Source organism: Telluria sp. GW821-FHT07G12 (assembly GCF_059418525.1).
Genome location: NZ_JBWKQA010000005.1, coordinates 279,632 through 299,619, shown reverse-complemented (window position 1 = coordinate 299,619; position 19,988 = coordinate 279,632). Strand labels below are relative to the sequence as shown.

Below are 19,988 nucleotides of genomic sequence, written 5' to 3'. Positions count from 1 at the left end.
GGGGCGTCCTTATCCGGACGTCCGGCCGGTCCAGGCTATCCGTGCCGGTGCGACACTATAGGAGTAGTCGGGGATATGGCGCCGGAGCTTGCTGTCGTTGAAGATGACGCCTTCCGGCGAAATGCCGGCCTGGTTCAAGCGGCTCACTGAGGCCGCGATTTCCTCTTCGGTGGTCACGCCCGCGCGCGCCACCAGGAACACTGCGCCTGCATGGGCGCCGATGATGGCGGGATCGGCCACGGCGAGTACGGGCGGCGCATCGATCAGCACCAGGTCATAGTGAACGCTGACGGACCTGAGCCAGACGTCGAGATCGCGCTGCATGAGGAATTCGTGACGCCCGGCGGCGCCGGAACCGGTCGGGATGAAATCGAGGTTCTCGAGTACCTGCCGGCGTATGCCTCGTCCAGGCTCGTCGGTGGCAGCGATTGCCTCGTACAGTCCCTCGTTGTGGCTTTCCCCGAAATAGCGATGCAGGTGTCCGTTGCGCAGATCCATGTCGACCAACAAGACCTTTTTGCCGCTGGCGGCGACGATGGCAGCGGCGTTCGCGGCGACAAAGGATTTTCCCAGATGGGCAGTCGGTCCGGTGATCATCACGATGTTGTTTCGCAGATGGGGCATGGCGAATTGCAGCGCGGCACGGAAGCTGCGCAAGGCTTCAATGGCCGGATCCCCCGGCGCAACGCTGGCCAGCAGTGGCAACGCGTCAGTGCGTGCGCCAGCCTGGCGGCTCAGGCGTTTCTGCTGGCTGCTGTGCGGGATGTCTGCCAGAACCACCTTGGCGTGCAGCGAAGTTTCGATGCGTTGCGCACTGTCAACGCCATCTTTCCATGCCCGGCGCACGAATGCAGCCGCCGTGCCAAGGAGGAGTCCGAGCAGGCCCGCAATGCCGACGATCATCGGGCGATTCGGTTTGACCGGTAGGTCCGGAACCGCAGCGGCATCGATAAGCTGGACATTGCTCAGCTTACTGGCGGCCAGAATGCGCAGCTGCTGTGCGGTGTTGGACAATTGGGCGTAGAGGTCGGTATTGACCTTGATATCGCGGGTCAGATTCAGTTCCTGTTGCTCCAGCCCGGGCAGCGAGCGGATGGCGCCGCCGCTGCTGTCGAGTTCCCGTTCGACCGCCGACAACTGCTCATTCAAGGCGAGCATCGCGGGGTGCTGGTCGCTGAGGTGGGTCTGCAGCTCGCCACGCTTTTGCAGCAATTCGAAGCGTTTAGCGGCGGCCGCGGCCGATTGTTGCAGCTTGACCTTGGCTTCCTCGCCAAGATTGACGGTCCCGTTCCGGTGGCGGAAGGCGTTGTAGGCGGCTTCGGAAGCTTGCAGCTCGCTTTTCAGCAGCGGCAGCCGCTGTTCGAGAATGGCGAGCGATTTCTGTGCCTGCTCGGTGTCATGCGCAAGATTCTGGCGCGTGTATTCTTGCGCGATCTGGTTCAAGGTTGCGCTGACCTGGACCGGGTCGTCTCCTTGAAGCGTCACCTCGATGATGCCGGACTGCTTGCCCATCTCGTTGACGCCCAGCGCTTTCTGGATGGCGTTGACGACCGTCTGTTCCGGCACCCGCACAAGGAAGAATTGTGCACCAGGCCTGCCGTCCAGGCGGCTGATAGCGATATCGACGGCGCCGAGCGCGGTGGCTACTGCCATCGTACGGCCTACCGTCCCGGTCCATGCGCCGGAGAGGCCGTCGTCGACACGGAACTGCCCACCGCCCAGGGCCGTGACCACGAACCGGTGGTTGAGCAGGGCAGGGGGAACCGTAAAGGTTTGCACGTCGATCCGTTCGTCGCCCCAGGTATAGCCGCCGCGGCCGAACAGTCCAGGTTCCGGAAAGCCGTCTCGCGCCATCATGCTCACCAGCCCCGGTAGCGGGAAGCGTTTGGGTTCGGCGATGATGTCCAGGTGCAGCTTGCGTACGCTTGGAAGGATGACCTTACGCGACCGCAACACCTCAATTTCTCCCATGGTCGTCTTCTTTGTCTCGAACAGGGACGCGACATCGCTCAGGACGTTCTTGGTGGCGTTCGGACTCGGCTCCTCGACGCGGACAACGAGATTGGCTTCATAGATCGGGCTGCGGCTGGCCGCATACAGCGTTCCCGCCAGGCCCAGCACCAAGGCGACCGAGATGATCAGCCAGCGACTGTCGAACAGTACCCTAAAATAGGTCTTCAGTTCATCATTTGAACCGTCGATGGCCAGCTCAGCCCCCGCTCCGGCTGCGTGCTCACCCATCCTGGCATTGCTACGCAATCTGGCGTGAAGAGTGCTGTCGTTGGACGTCATGTCGGTCACCATATCGATCGTCGGAATACTGGGAATGCAGGAAAGCCTGGTAAGCCAGTCGCAGGCCGCGGTCCAGCGGTGTCGAAGCGACCCATCCCAGCGACTTCAGTTTAGATACATCGAGCAGCTTTCGCGGCGTACCGTCGGGCTTGGTGCTGTCGAAGACGATCTCGCCGCGGTAACCCACGGTGTCACCCACCAGTCGGGCCAGATTCTCGATGGTGATGTCTTCGCCGCTGCCCACATTGATATGCGACTGCATGGGATCGGTATGCCGGCAGTAGGTCTCATGCTCGAGTTGCATGACGTGCACGCTGGCCGCGGCCATGTCGTCGACGTAGAGGAACTCGCGCATCGGTTTGCCCGTACCCCAGATGACGACTTCCCTGGCACGCGCCAGCTTGGCCTCATGGAAGCGCCGAAGCAGCCCGGGAATCACGTGGCTGTCGTGCGGATGGAAATTGTCGCCAGGGCCATACAGATTGGTCGGCATGACACTGCGAAAATCCGTCCCGTACTGGCGGTTGTAGCTTTCGCACAGCTTGATGCCGGCAATCTTGGCCATGGCATAAGGCTCGTTGGTCGGTTCCAGCGAGCCGCTCATCAGATAATGTTCCCGGATGGGCTGCTCGGCCATCCTTGGATAGATGCACGACGAGCCCAGAAACAGGAGTTTCCTGACGCCGGCACGCCATGCTTCATGCACGACGTTCGCCTGGACCATGATGTTTTCGTAAATGAACTGGGCAGGGTAAGTATTGTTCGCATGGATGCCGCCCACCTTCGCCGCCGCCAGATAGACCTGATCGACCGCTTCGGTCTGGAAGAAGGCACGCACCTGCGCCTGGTCGGTCAGGTCGAGCTGAGCATGACTGCGCGTAATGATGTTCCGGTATCCCCTGGTCTGCAGCACCCGTTTGATGGCCGAGCCCACCAGGCCGCCATGCCCGGCGACGAAAATGCGGTCGTGAACGGCATTCATGGCTTGCTCCCACCAAGTTCTTCATCGAGTCCACGCGATATGAGCAGGCGCTTGCGCCGCGCATTCTGCAAGTCATGACCGACCATCTCACGGGCCATGGCTTCGACGTCCGTGCGTGGCCGCCATCCCAGTGCCTCATGCGCCTTGCCGGGATCGCCGAGCAGCGTTTCGACCTCGGTCGGCCGAAAATACCTCGGATCGACGGAAACGATGGTCTGTCCAACGCAGACACCGTCGCATTTGTCGCCATGGATGGCGCTAACCACGCCCTGTTCATCGACGCCTTCGCCGCTCCAGGCAATCGTCATTCCGAGCTCCGCAGCGGCGATTTCCACGAACTGCCGTACCGAATACTGCCGGCCGGTAGCGATCACGAAGTCCTGCGGCGTTTCCTGCTGCAGCATCAGCCACTGCATCTCGACGTAGTCGCGGGCGTGGCCCCAGTCGCGTAGAGCGTCCAGGTTGCCAAGGTGGCAGATCGATTCCATACCCTGGGCGATATTCGCCAGCGCCTGCGTAATCTTGCGGGTGACGAAAGTCTCGCCGCGACGCGGGGATTCGTGGTTGAACAGGATGCCGTTGCAGGCATACATGCCATAGGCTTCGCGGTAATTGACCGTGATCCAGTAGGCATACAGCTTGGCGACCGCGTAGGGACTGCGCGGATAGAAGGGTGTGGTCTCGCGCTGCGGGCTTTCCTGCACCAGGCCGTAGAGTTCGGACGTGGAGGCCTGGTAGAAGCGGGTTTTCTTTGCGAGTCCCAACACACGTATGCCTTCCAGCAAGCGCAAGGTGCCGATGCCGTCGACATCCGCGGTGTACTCCGGACAATCGAACGACACTGCGACGTGGCTCATCGCACCCAGATTGTAGAGTTCGTCCGGTTCGACCTCACCGATGATGCGGGTAAGGTTGGGCCCATCGCTGAGGTCTCCGTAGTGCAGGCGGAAGGACTGGGCGCCATCGCGATATTCCCTGCACAGGTGATCAAGCCGGCTCGTGTTTGAACACGAGGATCGACGTTGTATCCCATGGACTTCATACCCTTTTCGCAGCAATAACTCGGCAAGGTAAGAACCATCCTGTCCCGTTATTCCAGTAATCAACGCTTTTTTCATTTTTTTCCCGCAGATAAAATCCGGCAAACGACACGGCCTGGACGAATGGATGAGTTATCGATTCCTATCGCTTCTTATTTCCGCAGGGATAATGTCCGCTAGAATCGATCGGTTTAAGTTAAAGCGAAAACTCAAAATTCGTTTGATCTAGATCAGGAGTTAACTCATGAATCCAGTTTGACGATTTTTTAAATACGATGTATCGCGCAGGCGTCGTTAAGCAGGATTCAGTGCGGCCGCTGTTCAATATTGTAAGGAAATGATTTAGAAAAAATGTTGAGCTGTTGAACTCTTTTTCGACCTGTTCAATATTTATAGGAAATGCGTAATAGTCGAATAGAGTCTTTAAACAACAGTGATAAATTTTTTCGTAAATACATCGGCAGATGGCGTAAATTATCAGTTCAGTCCGCTATAAGCTCGACCTCTCTAAATGACTCAGATGTTGTAAATTTAATATTTGTTTGTACAAATATTGAGCGGCTTGCTAACAGGATGAGCAAGCCGAAAGCGCGAGTGCGCTGTAGAACACTAGAGTAATTTAAAGAAAAAACGGGAAAGGCTGCACAGAAAAATGATAAATTTAATCGTGGCAAGTAGTTTTTTCTTACTTCGAGAAGGCCTGAAATCCATCTTTTCGCCGCATAAGGAGCTGCGGGTTGCAGGTGAAGTTTCGTACATGGAAGACGCGCTTGCAGCGCACGCACTGGTGAAAAACTGCGTGACAGTCATCGTGTCGCCCTTGATATGCCGTAATCAAGCGGAAACTTTCAGCTTGGCGTCGGAATGGAAAAGCAGGCGCCTTATTGCCATTACCTTAGGCAAAGATATTGCGGATGTGCAAGCTGCTTTGCAGATTGGCGCAAGGGGAATTCTATCCAGAACTTGCCCGCAGGATCACATATTGCAGGCAGTTCGGGTCGTTGCTGCTGACGAGCTCTATGTATCGCAGGAGATGGCGCTACTTATTGCGGCCAATGCTAAGTCCTTCAGTGGTGTCAATTCTCTAACCAGGCTAACCGAGCGCGAACTTGAGATACTGAAACGTATCGCAATCGGAAGACGGATGTCGACAATTGGCGCTGAGCTGAACATCAGCGTGAAAACCGTTAGTTCGCACAAGTCGAATATTCTCGAAAAGCTGTCGCTGAACTCGGATTCGGACTTGGTGCTGTACGCGATGAAAAACGACTTATTTGACCTGTTTGTCGACCATGCCAAACGGAACAAAAAATTGCACAGCAAAGCAAGAGTCAAGACAGTTCAGATGCCAGATGGAAAAGCTGGATGTCCATGAAGGACCATCATGAAACCCAGTCCGGAACACGAACTGATCGACGACATCGTCACAGGAATATATCCGGACCCGAAATTAATCCGTGAACGATATATTTTGACTCAATCCTTGCTTCTGCTGGTGTTCATCGCCAAGCACAAGCCGGGCAAGCAGCGCGACCACTCGGCGGCAGTGATGAAGGCAGCCATCAGGAAAATGATGGAGCAGCCCGACATGGGCGACTAGGCTTTGCAAGCGCAAAGCAGTGAGGAAGTGGTCCCCCCGACAGGAATCGAACCTGTATCCCACGCTTAGGAGGCATGTGTACTATCCATTGTACTACGGGGAGGACTCTGCGATTCGGCGAGCGGACCCTGCAAAACAGGCCGGGATCGTGAACCGCCCGCAATTATAGCCGAGGATTGGGGGTTTATTGGAAGTGTGGGCCCCGTAGTCGGTACAATGCGCCTTTCTTTCATTGCCGCACACGATCATGGCTGTCATCTCCCTATCCTCCGCGCAACTGGCTTTCGGCCACGTCGCGCTGCTCGACCATGCCGACTTCTCCATCGAGGCCGGCGAGCGCGTCGGTCTCATCGGCCGCAACGGCACCGGCAAGTCATCGCTGCTGAAAATCATTTCCGGCCGTTCCAAACTCGACGATGGCCTGCTGGTCATGCAGCAGGGCCTCAAGATCGCCTACGTCGAACAGGAGCCCAGCTTCGATCCTGCCATGACCGTGTTCGACGCCGTCGCCGGCGGCATGGGCGAGCAGAAGTCCATGCTGGCCGAGTACGAATCGCTGACCGGCCAGTTCGGGCAGGGCAATGACGATGCGGTGATGGAGCGCATGCACGAGCTGCAGGTCAAGCTCGATGCGACCGACGCCTGGAACATCGGCAACAAGGTCGAGACCACGCTGGACCGCCTGGGCCTGAACGGCGAGGCGCAGATGGGCACGCTGTCGGGCGGGATGCAGAAGCGCGTCGCGCTGGCCGTGGCGCTGGTGTCCGCGCCCGACGTGCTGCTGCTGGACGAGCCGACCAACCACCTCGACTTCACTTCGATCCAGTGGCTGGAAGGCCTGCTGCGCGAATACCGCGGCTCGGTGCTGTTCATTACCCACGACCGCCGCTTCCTCGACAACGTCGCCACCCGCATCATCGAGCTCGACCGCGGCCGCCTGCTGTCCTTCCCCGGCAACTTCAGCACTTACCAGGAGCGCAAGAAGGAGCTGCTGGCGATCGAGGAGATCGAGAACGCCAAGTTCGACAAGGTGCTGGCCCAGGAAGAAGTGTGGATCCGCAAGGGCGTGCAGGCACGCCGTACCCGCGACGAAGGCCGCGTGCGCCGCCTGGAAGCGCTGCGCCTGGAGCGCGCTGCGCGCCGCGACCAGCAGGGCCAGGTGAAGCTCGATGTCGGCAGCGGCGAGCGCTCCGGAAAGATCGTGGCGGAACTGGAAAACGTCTCCAAGCGCTACGGCGACAAAGTCATCATCGAAGACTTCACCGGCATCGTGCTGCGCGGCGACAAGGTCGGCCTGATCGGCCCGAACGGCGCCGGCAAGACGACCTTGCTGAAGATCATCCTTGGCGAGGAAACGGCGGACAGCGGCATGGTCAAGCTGGGCACCAAGCTGAACGTGGCCTACTTCGACCAGATGCGGGCCCAGCTGAATGAGGAAGCGAGCCTGGCGGACACCATCTCCCCGGGCAGCGACTGGGTCGAGGTCAACGGCCAGCGCAAGCACGTGATGAGCTACCTGGGCGACTTCCTGTTCGCACCGGAGCGCGCGCGTTCGCCGGTGAAATCGCTGTCCGGCGGCGAGCGCAACCGCCTGCTGCTGGCGCGCCTGTTCGCCAAGCCGGCCAACTGCCTGGTGCTGGACGAGCCGACCAACGATCTCGACATCGACACGCTCGAGTTGCTGGAAGAACTGCTGGCCGAGTACAGCGGCACGGTCTTCCTCGTCAGCCACGACCGGACCTTCCTGGACAATGTCGTCACCGAGGTGATCGTTTCCGAAGGGCAGGGGATGTGGCGCGAATACGTCGGCGGCTACAGCGATTGGGAGCGCGTGAAATCCGAGGCTGCCCGGGCGGCGGCGGCTGCACCGGCCGCTGCTGTAAAGACGAGTTCGGCTAAAACGAATGAAATGTCATCCAGCGCACAGAACGCATCCAGCAAGAAGGTAAAGTTGAGCTACAAGGAACAGCGAGAGCTGGAGGAACTCCCGCAGCTCATCGCCAGCCTTGAAGACGAGCAGTCGGCGATCACGGCCCAGCTGAATTCGCCAGACTTTTACAAGACCAATCCCGCCGATGCGCGCAGAATGAACGCACGTTTTGCGGAGATCGAGGACTTGCTGCTTGATACCCTGGATCGCTGGGAGCGCCTCGAGGCGCGCGCCAAGGGGGAGTAGCATGGCTCGCTAGGATGCGCAGGCCGGGGCCTGCCGAAGATGGAGAGACATGACTGAACATGAAGATCGCATCGCTCCACCTGCCGCGGCAGCCCTTCCGGCGGATGCGCCCATGTTCAACCGTGCGGCATGGGCGCGCATCCTGCCTTTCGCGGCCTATCTGTTCTTCATCGTCGCCGGCGACGTCCTCGAACGCCTGGGCGTCGCGGCTTCCAGCCTGCTCTGGCTCTACCCCCTCAAGATCGCAGCCGTCGCGCTGCTGCTGGCGCTGTTCTGGCGCCAGTATCACGAACTCCGTCCTTTCCGCCTCGGCGCCACACAAGCGCTGACCGCGCTCGCCACCGGCGTGGTGGTGCTGGTCCTGTGGATCAGCCTGGACGCGGGCTGGATGATCATCGGTTCCCCCTCCGGCTTCGACCCGCACAGCGGCGGCCAGATCGACTGGCTGCTGGTCGCCATCCGCATCTTCGGTGCGGCCCTGGTCGTGCCCGTGATGGAAGAACTGTTCTGGCGCTCCTTCCTGATGCGCTGGATTGCCGCACCCGATTTCGAGTCGGTTGAGCTATCTCAACTCGGCCTCAAAAGCTTCATCATCACCGTCCTGCTGTTCGGCTTCGAGCATAACCTGTGGCTGGCCGGCATCGTCGCGGGCGCAGCCTACAGCTTGCTGTACACGCGCCACCGCACGCTGTGGTCGCCCATCCTCGCGCATGCCGTCACCAACGGCTTGCTGGGACTCTGGGTAGTTCGGACCGGCAACTGGTCGTACTGGTAAATCCGTCCAGCGCATTTAACTTTAAGAAGACAAACAATCATGTTGAATCCACGCGTGCGTCCCCTTGTCCTCCTGCTCCTGTCCGCCTTCGCCGCCGTCCCCGCCGGGGCCGGTCCCAACGATGCGCTGCACGTCTACGGCGGCGTTGCCTACGGCCACGACGACAACCTGCTGCGCATTCCCGATGGCCAGCCTGCGTTCGACAACACGCGCGCCGATTCGTGGTGGACGCGTGAAGGCGGTCTGATCTTCGACAAGACTTACAGCCGCCAGCGCATCACGCTCGTCGCCAAGCTGTCGAAGACCAATTTCGACCACTTCAAGCAGCTCGACTACGACGGCAAGGACTTGCAGGCCAACTGGGCCTGGCAGCTGGGCAATCACCTGGAAGGCCGGATCGGCACCACGATGCAGCAGGTGCTGGCGCCGTACACCGATTTCAGCAGCAGCGAACGCAACCTGCGCCGCGTGCGCACCAGCTATGCGGAAGGCGCCTGGCGCTTCCATTCGGCGTGGCGGGTGCGCGCCGGCTTCCAGACCGACAAGTACACCTACGAAGCCATCAGCAACCGCTTCAACAACCGTACCGAGGACGCCACCGAGCTCGAGCTCGACTACCTGCCGCGCAGCGGCAGCACGGTCGGCCTGGTGGCGCGTCACGTGAAGGGCAAGTACCCGTTCCCGCGCCCGGTCGGTCCCTTCACCTTCAACGACAGCTTCACGCAGGACGAGCTGAAGGCGCGCGTGAAATGGATCGCGACCGGCTCGACCACGCTGGAGGCGCTGGTCGGCTACACGCGGCGCAACCAGGCCTCCTTTGGCGACGGCCGGACCAGCGGCCTGGCCGGCAGGATCGACGCGACCTACCAGCCGCGCGGCAAGATGATCTACAAGGCTTCGGTCTGGCGCGACTTCGCCCCGCTCGAGAGCACCCTGGTCAGCTATACCCAGAATACCGGCGCCAAGGTCGGCGCCCAGTGGGACGCGACGGCCAAGATCTCGGTCAATGCCGACGCGATGTACGAGCGCCGCAACTACAACGCGCGCCGCGAATTTTCCGGCTCCGACAACCTGCGCGACTCGGTCCGCACGGAAACCCTGCGCGCGACCTGGCATCCGCGTCCCATGCTGCAGGTGCAGGGCGGGGTGGCGCACCAGACGCGCAGCGGCTCCGCAGCCCTCGGCACTGGCAGCTTCAAGTCGAACAGCGTGACGCTGACGGCCAACGCCCAGTTCTGAGCAGTCCTTCCAGGCTCCTATGACGGTCAATGACATACCACTGATATCGTTTTTCCAGCGGGTGCTCGATCCCCTGATCATCATGGGAACGCTGTACCTGTCCGCGCTGGTGTTCCACGAACCGTTCTCGGGCTACATGCTGGTGCTGATGATCCTGGCCTTCTTCATCTCGTCGGCCGTGTACCAGCACATCGATCCCTACCGCACCTGGCGGAGCGGGCGCATGTGGGCGTATGCGCGCGATACCGTGTTCGGCTGGGCGGTGACCTTGGCCGTGCTGTGGTTCCTCGGCTCGTCGAGCGGGCTGAAGTACTACTACGACGAGCGCGTGCTGATCGGCTGGGCGATCGCCACCCCGGCGATCCTGCTGACCAGCCACATCGCAGCGCGCCTGGCCAATTCGCCAGGCCGCAGCAAAGAGGTGCGCTCGGTGGTCGTGGTCGGCGTCAACGACGTCGGCCTGAAGTTCGCGCGCGTGGTCGAGAAGCACCCGAACCTGTTCATGGCGGTGCGCGGTTTCTTCGACGACCGCACCGACGAGCGCATTCCTGCCGGCATGCATTACCCGATGCTGGGCAAGACCGACGAGCTGGCGCAATACGTGCGGGAACACGGCACCAAGATGATCTTCATCAGTCAGCCGATCTCGGCCCAGCCGCGCATCCGCAAGCTGATCGACGAGCTGCAGGACACCACGGCCTCGGTCTATTTCCTGCCGGACGTTTATATCTTCGACCTGATGCAGGCGCGCTTCGATAACGTCGGCGGCATGCCCGTGATCGCCATCTGCGAGACGCCCTTCATGGGCCTGAACAGCACCATCAAGCGCGCGTCGGACATCGTGCTGGCCTCGTTGATTCTGCTGCTGCTGGCGCCGCTGATGCTGGCGGTGGCGATTGCCGTGAGGCTGAGCTCGCCGGGTCCGGTGATCTTCCGCCAGCGCCGCTACGGCCTGTATGGCGACGAGATCATCGTCTACAAATTCCGTTCGATGACGGTGATGGAAAACGGCGCCGCCGTGGTGCAGGCGCAGAAGAACGACGGCCGCGTGACGAAGATCGGCGGCTTCCTGCGCCGCACCTCGCTGGACGAGCTGCCGCAGTTCATCAACGTGCTGCAGGGACGCATGAGCATCGTCGGCCCGCGCCCGCATGCGGTTGCGCACAACGAGCAGTACCGCAAGCTGATCAAGGGCTACATGTTGCGCCACAAGGTCAAGCCGGGCATTACCGGTTGGGCCCAGGTCAATGGCCTGCGTGGTGAAACCGCCACGCTGGACAAGATGGAAGCGCGCATCCAGTACGACCTCGACTACCTGCGCAACTGGTCGCTGTGGCTGGACCTGTGGATCGTATTGAAGACGGTCAAGGTGGTGCTGACGCGCGAGAACGCCTTTTAAATTCTAGGCGGAAATGGAGTCTTCTTAAAGACGACTTAAAGGAGCGCATTCAATCGGATCGGCGCTTGCGGGGCCGGTTGGGCTGCGTAGAATAATTGATGAGATTGCAATATTTTAAGGGGCATACCAGATAAGGTCTGCTACCTGAAAGGCAAGCAAGAACATGAAAAAAGCGCTGATCACAGGAGTGACCGGACAGGACGGTTCGTACCTCGCCGAGCTGCTGCTCTCGAAAGGTTACGAAGTACACGGGATCAAGCGGCGCGCTTCGTTGTTCAACACGGAGCGCATCGATCACATCTACCAGGATCCCCACGTCGAGAACAAGAATTTCTTCCTGCATTACGGCGACCTGTCGGATACCTCGAACCTGAACCGCATCATGTGCGAGGTCAAACCGGACGAGGTCTATAACCTGGGCGCGATGAGCCATGTGGCGGTGTCCTTCGAGTCGCCGGAATACACGGCGGACGTCGACGGCATCGGCACCCTGCGCCTGCTGGAAGCGATCCGCTTCCTTGGCCTGGAAAAGACGACCCGCTTCTACCAGGCCTCGACGTCCGAACTCTACGGCCTGGTGCAGGAAAGCCCGCAGCGCGAGACCACACCCTTCTATCCGCGCAGTCCCTACGCGGTCGCCAAGCTGTATGCCTACTGGATCACGGTCAATTACCGCGAAGCCTATGGCATGTATGCCTGCAACGGCATCCTGTTCAACCACGAATCCCCGCGTCGCGGCGAGACCTTCGTCACCCGCAAGATCACGCGCGGCCTTGCGAATATCGCGCAGGGCCTGGAGCAGCAGCTCTTCCTCGGCAACCTGGACGCGCTGCGCGACTGGGGCCATGCCCGCGACTATGTCGAGATGCAGTGGCTGATGCTGCAGCAGGACAAGCCCGAAGACTACGTGATCGCCACCGGGCGCCAGTACTCGGTACGTTATTTCGTCGAGCTCGCCGCGCGCGAGCTGGGCATCGAGCTTGCCTGGCAAGGGGAGGGCGTGCACGAACGCGGCGTGATCGCTTCCATCACCGGCGATAAAGCGCCAGGGGTTGCGATAGGGCAACCGATCGTCGCGGTCGATCCCCAATACTTCCGCCCGACGGAGGTCGATACGCTGCTGGGGGACCCGGGCAAGGCGCGCACGCGCCTGGGCTGGGAACCGCGCACCAGTTTCGAAGCGATGGTGCAGGAAATGGTGGCATGCGACCTGGACAAGGCGCGCCGCCACAAGCTGCTGGCATCGCATGGTTACGACGTTGCAATTTCATTGGAGTGAACGTTGAATACTCAGCCTCGCATCTACGTCGCCGGCCATAACGGCCTGGTCGGCTCGGCCATCGTGCGCACCCTGCGCGCGCAAGGCCACACGAACATCGTCACCCGCAGCCACAAGGAACTGGAGCTGACCGACCAGGCCCAGGTCCGCGAATTCTTCCGCACCGAGCGCATCGACCAGGTCTACCTGGCCGCGGCGAAGGTGGGCGGCATCCACGCCAACAACACTTATCCGGCCGACTTCATCTACGACAACATGATGGTGCAGGCCAACGTCGTGCACGAAGCCAGGGTCAACGGCGTGCAGAAGCTGCTGTTCCTGGGCTCGTCCTGCATCTACCCCCGCATGGCGCCGCAGCCGATCAAGGAAGAGTACTTGATGAGCGGCATGCTGGAGCCGACCAACGAGCCGTATGCGATGGCGAAGATCGCCGGCATCAAGCTCTGCGAAAGCTACAACCGCCAGTACGGCACCGATTACCGCAGCGTGATGCCGACCAATCTCTACGGCCCCGGCGACAACTACCACCCGGAAAACAGCCACGTGATCCCGGCTCTGATGCGGCGCTTCCATGAAGCCAAGCTGAACAATGCGCCGGAAGTGGTGATCTGGGGCAGCGGCAAGCCGATGCGCGAGTTCCTGTATGTCGACGACATGGCCTCCGCCTGCGTCCACGTGATGAACCTCGACCACGAGACCTATACCAAATACACCGATCCGATGCATTCGCACATCAACGTTGGCACCGGCGAGGACGTCACCATCGCCGACCTGGCGCGCCTGGTGGGCGACACCGTCGGTTACCGCGGCCGCATCGGTTTCGATACCAGCAAGCCGGACGGCACGCCGCGCAAGCTGCTGGACGTGTCGAAGCTGAAGCAGCTCGGCTGGCAGGCCAGCACGCCGCTGCCGGAAGGCTTGCAGCGCGCCTACGCCGCCTTCGTCGAGCTGACGGAAGCGGAACAGAATCGGGCCGCGGCCTGAAACCGGGAGCCGCACGCAAGCCTACGGTTGAGTGTTAGGCGACGAACAGAGGCGCAAGCGTGCGGCACCCAGAATGCATCAGTAGCAGACTGATCTCTAGAAGATTTTTGACCCTTCTGCATAAAAAGAGTTCCACCAACCCGAGGAAACTAAAGTGAATACACACCACCTGGCTGCCATGAAAACGACATCTGCTCCCTCTACTCCGAAGCGCGTGCTGTGCGCCGCGCTGATCCTGGTTGCGGCAAGCTTGAGCGCATGCGGCGACAAGGCGAAGGAAAAGAAACCGGGACAGGCCCTGGCCAGCGTCAACGGCGAGGAAGTCACCGTGCTGCAGCTGAACGAGGAGCTGCAGCGCGCCGGCGTCACGGCAGCCCAGCAGGACACCGCCAGCAAGCAGCTGCTGCAGGTCCTGATCGACCGCCAGCTGCTGCAGGAGGCGGCGGCCAAGGAAAACCTGGACCGCGATCCCAAGGTCATGCAGGCGATCGACCGCGCCAAGTCGCTGATCATCGCCCAGGCCTACCTGCAAAAGCGTGTCGGCAATCCAGCCAAGCCCTCGGCAAAAGAGGTGGAAGATTACTTCAACGCGCATCCGGAATTCTTCTCCAACCGCAAGCAATTCAGCATGAGCGAAATCGTCATCGCCGCCAGCGATCTCACGCCTGAAGTGCGCGCCGCCGCCGACAGCGCGAAGTCGCTGGAAGAGGTCGCGGTGTGGATGGACGCGCACAAGATCAAGTACGGACGCACCCAGATCACCCGCAGCACCGCCGACGTGCCGCCGCAGCTGTCGTCCAAGCTGCTCGGCATGCCGAAGGGACAGCTGTTCGCGGTCAAGGAAGGCCAGCGCGCGATGTTCATTTCGGTGACCGAGGTCAAGGACGCGCCGGTTTCGCTGGCGGTTGCCGCCCCGCAGATCGAACAGTTCCTGGTCAACAAGAAGAACAAGGAACTGGCGTCGGCCGAGCTGCAGCGCCTGCGTTCCAGCGCCAAGATCGAATACATCAACAAGTCGATGATGCCGGATCCGAAAGCCGCGCCAACCCCGCCGGCCGGCGGCGCGCCGACCAGCGCGGTGGCGGGCGCGGACGCGGCGCCGGTCGCCGACCAGAATGGCGGCGCGCCGAACGCGGTGGCGCCGGCCGCCGGTGCCGGCGCGACCCAGGCGCCAGGCGCCGACAGCAGTACCGACAAGGCGGCGCTCGACCGCGGTGTCGCCGGGCTGAAGTGATACGTTCAACATTGATCAAAAAGAGGGAACAAAAATGAAACGACTCGTACACTGGATGATCGCAGCAACCCTGGCACTCGCCGCCGGCTTCAGCAGCGCCGCCGACGTCGTGCTGGGCCCGGGCGACGTGGTCAAGGCTTCCGTCTATGGCAGCCCGGACCTGGCCACCGAGACCCGCGTGTCGGAAGCCGGCAGCATGACTTTCCCGCTGCTGGGCGAGGTGCAGGTCGGCGGCCTGACCACGCAGCAGGCCGAGAAGAAGATCGGCGGCCTGCTGGAGAAGGGCGGCTACCTGAAGAAGGCCCAGGTCAGCCTCCTGATCACCACGCTGGCCAGCCAGCAGGTGTCGGTGCTGGGCCAGGTCAACCGACCGGGCCGCTACCCGATCGAAGGAAAACGCAAGGTGCTCGATCTGCTGGCGATTGCCGGCGGCGCCAACGCAGAAGGAAGCGACATGGTCACCCTGGTGCGCACCCGTAACGGCACCACCACCCGCGAAACCATCGACATCGTCGACATGGTGCGCAAGGGCGAACTGAACCGCGACTACGAAGTGGCCGGCGGCGACATCATCTTTGTCGAGCGCGCCCCGCGTGCCTACATCACCGGCGAAGTCAACCGTCCGGGTCCGTTCCGCATCGAGCGTGCGATGACCGTGCAGCAGGCCCTGTCGGCCGGCGGCGGCCTGACCCCGCGCGGCACCCAGCGCGGCCTGCGCGTGACCCGCAAGGATGCGAGCGGCGCGGCGCATACGATCGACGTGAAGAACGACGATCTGGTCCAGACTGACGACGTCATCACCGTAAAAGAATCCTGGTTCTGATGATGTGGAGGGGCCTCGATAAACCTACTGCGCGGGCACATTTCCGGCCTGCGATGCTCCGCTACGGCGGACCGGCCGTACCGGATGTACGGCTGCGCTTCTCGGCCAGAACTGAGCCCTGCTCGCTACGGTTTCTCGAGGCCCCGATACGTAGTAAGTGTGCTGAGTATTAATTGATTCGCAGTTGGCATTTGAAGTTTTTTGGTAACCGCAATCCGGGTTTTTTGTCCCACCCTGTCTTAGAAGGTTCATCATGAACGTACATCAATTCCTGCTGATCTTGCTTGCACGGAAGAAGATCATCCTGACGACCCTGCTGGTGACGGTCGCGCTGGCCCTTGGGGTCAGCCTGATCCAGGCCAAGACCTACAAGGCGACAGCATCCGTTCTGTTGAACTACAAGGGTGTGGATCCGCTGACCGGCCTGACCATGCCGGGCCAGCTGCTGCCGGGCTACATGGCTACCCAGATCGACATCATCAGCAGCAAGAACGTGGCGCTGCGGGTGGTCGATGCGCTGCACCTGGCCAATAGCGCGGCCGTCGTCCAGCAGTTCAACGACGATACCGGCGGCCAGGGTTCGGTGCGCGACTGGCTGGCGGACCTGCTGCTGAAGAAGCTCGAGATCGTGCCTTCGCGCGAGTCTTCGGTGGTCGAGATCAGCTTCAAGGGCGCCGATCCCGCATTCGCGGCGGCGGTCGCCAATGCCTTCGCCGACGAGTACGAGAAGATCTCGGTCCAGCTCAAGACCCAGCCGGCCAAGAAAGCGTCCAACTACTTCAACGAACAGACCAAGCAGCTGCGTGACAACCTCGAAGCCGCCCAGGCCCGTCTGTCGAAATACCAGCAGGAGAAGGGCATCGTCAGCCTCGACAACAACCGCGTCGACGTCGAGCTGTCGCGCCTGAATGAACTGTCCGCCCAGCTGGTCCAGGCCCAGACCGCGGCCATGGAAGGCAATTCGCGCCAGTCCGCCGCCGGTTCCGCACTGAGCTCGCCGGACGTGGCCAACAATGCCCTGATCCAGCAGATGCGCGCCAACCTGGCGATCGCCGAAGGCAAGTTTGCCGACACCTCCCAGCGCTACGGCAAGAACCACCCGAGCTACATGGCCGCCCAGGCCGAGCTGAGCAAGGTGCGCGCCGAGCTGAACGCCGCCCTCGGCACTGTCTCGCGCAGTGTGGGCGCCAACGCCCAGGTGCTGCGCGCCCGCGAATCCGAACTGCGCGAAGCCGTGGCCCAGCAGAAGGCCAAGGTGCTGGAACTGAACCGCGCCCGCGACGAGCTCGGCGTGCTGCTGAAAGACCTCGACAGCGCCCAGCGCGCCTTCGACTCCGCTTCGCAGCGTTTCTCGCAGACCCGCATCGAAGCCCAGTCCGAGCAGTCCGATATCTCGCTGCTGAACCCGGCCGTGCCGCCAACCGAACCGGCTGGCCCGCGCGTGCTGCTGAACACCCTGATCGGCATCCTGGCCGGCACCATCCTGGGCGTCGGCCTGGCCCTGCTGCTGGAACTGCTGAACCGCCCGGTGCGCTCGCCGAGCGACGTCAAGGACATGCTGGGCATTCCGGTGCTCGGCACTATCGAATGGAAGCAGGCGGGCCCCCGCACCGGCGGCATCCGCGCCCTGATGACGCCGCGCCGCCTGCTGCGCCTGAATTGAAGCTCCAGAATTGACCGAGGACCGACCATGAATTCTCCGATGCTATCCGCCGTCCCCGCCGACCACGCCGCCGAAATGAGCATGGGCGCGCTCCTGCTCGATTCCGGCAAGCTGAATCCCGAAGACGCCGAACGCGTGCTGCGCATGCAGAAGGAAACCGGGATCCGCTTCGGCGAGGCTGCCGTGCGCCTGGGCCTGGTGAGCGAGGACGATATCCAGCAGATGCTGGCGCGCCAGTTCTCCTATCCCTATCTGCAGAAAGGGCAGGCCGGCCTGTCGCCGAAGCTGATCGCGGCCTACGAACCGTTCTCGCCGCAGGTGGAATCGCTGCGCGCGATCCGCAGCCAGCTGATGCTGCGCTGGTTCGCGCGTGGACGGCGCGCCCTGGCCATCGTCGGCGTCGATCAGGACGACGGCGCGGCGTTGTTCGCCGCCAACCTGGCGATCGTGTTCTCGCAACTGGGTGAACAGACCCTGCTGGTGGACGCCAACCTGCGCTCGCCGCGCCAGCAGGATGCGTTCGCGATCAAGCCGCGCGCCGGCCTGTCCGACCTGCTGGCCGGCCGCGCCGACCTCGACGTGATCGCCCGCGTGCCGGCCTTCGTCGACCTGTCCGTCATGCCGGCCGGGACTCTGCCGCCGAATCCGCAGGAACTGCTGGCGCGCGAAGGCTTCCGCAACCTCAACACCCAACTGGAAAGCCGCTACGACATCGTGCTGTACGACGTGCCGCCTTTCCAGGCCGGGGTCGACGCGGTGGCGGTGGCGAGCCGCGCCGGCGGCGCGCTGCTGGTCACGCGCAAGAACTACACCCGCATCTCGCACATCGGCCGCACCGCCGAGCAGCTGGTCGACGCCGGCTGCGAGATCCTCGGTTCGGTGGTGATGGAGTTCTGAGATGAACACGCTGGCCATGCGTTCGATGCAGCAGTTTCGCGCCGCAATGCCCGAATGGTGGCCGGTGCTGCTGGGCCTGGCCGTGCTGTTCGTGCCGACCTTCTACGACCTGTTCACCGGCGCCTGGGTCGGCGAAGAGCAGGGGCACGGTCCCATCATCTTCGGCCTGGCCCTGTGGCTGATCTACCGCAAGTGGCCGGAGATGCTGGCCGCCACCACGCCGCCGCGCGCCAGCTGGACCGGCTGGCCCATCCTCGTGGTTGGCCTGCTGTGCCACACCCTGGGCCGGTCGCAGAAGATCCTGATGCTGGAAGTCCTGTCCATCATCCTGGTGATGATGGCGGTGCTGCTGGTCAAGCGCGGCGGACGCGCGCTGGGCGTGCTGTGGTTTCCCTTCTTCTTCATGATCTTCATGGTGCCGCTGCCCAGCGAATTCGTGGCCGCGGTGACGATGCCGATGAAAATGGCTGTGTCCTGGGCTACCGAGCACATCCTGTTTGCCTTCGGCTACCCGATCAGCCGCTCCGGCGTGATCCTGCAGATCGGCCAGTACCAGCTGCTGGTGGCGGACGCCTGCGCCGGCCTGCAGACCCTGCTGACCCTGGAAGCGCTGGGCCTGTTCTACCTGAACCTGATGCGCCACCCCTCGGCCTTCCGTAACATCGGCCTGGCGCTGTTCATCATCCCGATTTCGTTCTCGGCCAATGTGATCCGCGTGATCGTGCTGACCCTGATCACCTATTACTATGGCGACGCGGCGGGGCAGGGCTTCCTGCATGGCTTTGCCGGCATGGTGCTGTTCGTCACGGCGCTGGTGCTGATCCTGTCGATTGACTCGGCCCTGCAGTGGTATATCCGCCGCAAGGAGTCATCCGCCGCCGCACCCATGCGCGCGAAGGAGGCAGCATGAACCGCAGATTCGCCGCCAGCATCGTGCTGGGCCTGGCGATGGCCGGGACCACGGCCCTGACGGCGGCCCTGACGCCCAAGCAGAAGATCGCCGACGCCAAGGCCAATTTCAGCCTCGACACCATGATCCCGACGCGCTTCGCCGGCTGGACCGTCGACGCCAGCGTGGTGCCGCTCGCGCCCGAGCCTTCGCAGAAGGAAATGATCGCGGCGCTGTACGACCAGACCCTGTCGCGCACCTATGTGAACGCCCAGGGCCAGCGGGTGATGCTGTCGATCGCCTACGGCGGCGACCAGAGCAAGCAACTGCAGCTGCACCTGCCCGAAGTCTGCTACGTGGCCCAGGGCTTCGACATGCTCAAGAACCACACCGACCAGCTGGCGACGCGTTTCGGCACGGTGCCGGTCAAGCGCCTGGTGGCGCGCCAGAACACGCGCAACGAGCCGATCACCTACTGGGTCACGATCGGCGACAAGGCCGTGATGTCGGGCGTCGAGCAGAAGATGTCGCGCCTCATGTACGGCCTGTCGGGCCGGATCCCGGACGGCATGCTGGTGCGGGTATCCACCATAGGAACGGACGAGGCCGGCGCATATGCGCTCCAGGACCGCTTCGTCAACGAGATGCTGGGCGCCCTCGACCGGAACGGCAGGGCCCGGCTGCTGGGTGCCGCCACCAATCACGGATAACGGCCT

General features: G+C 62.0%; 17 protein-coding genes and 1 tRNA gene. 14 read left to right on the top strand and 4 right to left on the bottom strand.

Annotated features, from left to right (window positions below):
• Positions 1-9: 9 nt before the first annotated feature.
• The 3 genes from AC07PE_RS19960 to gmd (AC07PE_RS19950) are packed head-to-tail and all read right to left on the bottom strand — an operon-like array spanning position 10 to position 4,392.
• The gene (locus tag AC07PE_RS19960; protein WP_498767659.1) at positions 10-2,292 is read right to left on the bottom strand and encodes a GNVR domain-containing protein; all 2,283 of its coding nucleotides are present in this window, start codon (positions 2,290-2,292) and stop codon (positions 10-12) included.
• Entirely contained in the window at positions 2,252-3,274 is a 1,023-nt protein-coding gene (gene fcl, locus AC07PE_RS19955) for a GDP-L-fucose synthase (protein ID WP_498767657.1), read from the bottom strand. The genes AC07PE_RS19960 and fcl (AC07PE_RS19955) overlap by 41 nt, the downstream gene beginning before the upstream one ends.
• Positions 3,271-4,392, bottom strand: a complete 1,122-nt coding sequence (gmd, locus tag AC07PE_RS19950; RefSeq protein ID WP_498767655.1) for a GDP-mannose 4,6-dehydratase — start codon at positions 4,390-4,392, stop codon at positions 3,271-3,273. The genes fcl (AC07PE_RS19955) and gmd (AC07PE_RS19950) overlap by 4 nt, the downstream gene beginning before the upstream one ends.
• 589 nt (positions 4,393-4,981) lie before the next feature.
• Here gmd (AC07PE_RS19950) and AC07PE_RS19945 point away from each other — a divergent pair.
• Positions 4,982-5,689: a LuxR C-terminal-related transcriptional regulator gene (locus AC07PE_RS19945; RefSeq protein WP_498767653.1), complete on the top strand. Its 708-nt coding sequence runs from the start codon at positions 4,982-4,984 to the stop codon at positions 5,687-5,689.
• A gap of 9 nt (positions 5,690-5,698) precedes the next feature.
• Complete coding sequence (locus AC07PE_RS19940; protein ID WP_498767651.1) at positions 5,699-5,914, top strand: hypothetical protein; 216 nt, start codon at positions 5,699-5,701, stop codon at positions 5,912-5,914.
• Positions 5,915-5,942: 28 nt separating this feature from the next.
• Here AC07PE_RS19940 and AC07PE_RS19935 read toward each other — a convergent pair.
• Positions 5,943-6,017, bottom strand: a tRNA-Arg gene (locus AC07PE_RS19935).
• Positions 6,018-6,161: 144 nt separating this feature from the next.
• On the opposite strand from AC07PE_RS19935, the gene AC07PE_RS19930 reads away from it, so the two are divergent.
• From AC07PE_RS19930 to epsI, 12 genes are all read left to right on the top strand, one after another.
• Entirely contained in the window at positions 6,162-8,090 is a 1,929-nt protein-coding gene (locus tag AC07PE_RS19930) for an ATP-binding cassette domain-containing protein (RefSeq protein WP_498767649.1), read from the top strand.
• Positions 8,091-8,139: 49 nt separating this feature from the next.
• Positions 8,140-8,865, top strand: a complete 726-nt coding sequence (locus tag AC07PE_RS19925) for a CAAX prenyl protease-related protein (protein WP_498767647.1) — start codon at positions 8,140-8,142, stop codon at positions 8,863-8,865.
• 39 nt (positions 8,866-8,904) lie between these two features.
• Complete coding sequence (epsL, locus tag AC07PE_RS19920; protein WP_498767645.1) at positions 8,905-10,104, top strand: XrtB/PEP-CTERM-associated polysaccharide biosynthesis outer membrane protein EpsL; 1,200 nt, start codon at positions 8,905-8,907, stop codon at positions 10,102-10,104.
• 19 nt (positions 10,105-10,123) lie between these two features.
• Positions 10,124-11,503, top strand: coding sequence for an undecaprenyl-phosphate glucose phosphotransferase (locus AC07PE_RS19915; protein WP_498767643.1), 1,380 nt, complete (start codon positions 10,124-10,126; stop codon positions 11,501-11,503).
• 163 nt (positions 11,504-11,666) lie between these two features.
• A complete protein-coding gene (gmd, locus tag AC07PE_RS19910) occupies positions 11,667-12,782 on the top strand; it encodes a GDP-mannose 4,6-dehydratase (RefSeq protein ID WP_498767641.1) in 1,116 nt (371 codons plus the stop codon).
• Positions 12,783-12,785: 3 nt separating this feature from the next.
• Positions 12,786-13,766: a GDP-L-fucose synthase gene (fcl, locus tag AC07PE_RS19905; protein WP_498767639.1), complete on the top strand. Its 981-nt coding sequence runs from the start codon at positions 12,786-12,788 to the stop codon at positions 13,764-13,766.
• A gap of 178 nt (positions 13,767-13,944) precedes the next feature.
• Entirely contained in the window at positions 13,945-15,000 is a 1,056-nt protein-coding gene (locus AC07PE_RS19900; protein ID WP_498767638.1) for an EpsD family peptidyl-prolyl cis-trans isomerase, read from the top strand.
• 34 nt (positions 15,001-15,034) lie between these two features.
• A complete protein-coding gene (gene epsE, locus AC07PE_RS19895; RefSeq protein ID WP_498767636.1) occupies positions 15,035-15,823 on the top strand; it encodes a polysaccharide export protein EpsE in 789 nt (262 codons plus the stop codon).
• Positions 15,824-16,076: 253 nt separating this feature from the next.
• Entirely contained in the window at positions 16,077-17,486 is a 1,410-nt protein-coding gene (gene epsF, locus AC07PE_RS19890; RefSeq protein WP_498767634.1) for a chain length determinant protein EpsF, read from the top strand.
• A 27-nt stretch (positions 17,487-17,513) separates the two neighbouring features.
• Positions 17,514-18,383 carry a chain length determinant protein tyrosine kinase EpsG gene (epsG, locus tag AC07PE_RS19885; protein ID WP_498767632.1) on the top strand — a complete coding sequence of 290 codons (870 nt, stop codon included), beginning with the start codon at positions 17,514-17,516 and terminating at the stop codon, positions 18,381-18,383.
• A 1-nt stretch (position 18,384) separates the two neighbouring features.
• Entirely contained in the window at positions 18,385-19,293 is a 909-nt protein-coding gene (gene xrtB, locus AC07PE_RS19880; protein WP_498767630.1) for an exosortase B, read from the top strand.
• A complete protein-coding gene (epsI, locus tag AC07PE_RS19875) occupies positions 19,290-19,982 on the top strand; it encodes an exosortase-associated protein EpsI, B-type (RefSeq protein ID WP_498767628.1) in 693 nt (230 codons plus the stop codon). The genes xrtB and epsI overlap by 4 nt, the downstream gene beginning before the upstream one ends.
• The last annotated feature ends 6 nt before the right edge of the window (positions 19,983-19,988 follow it).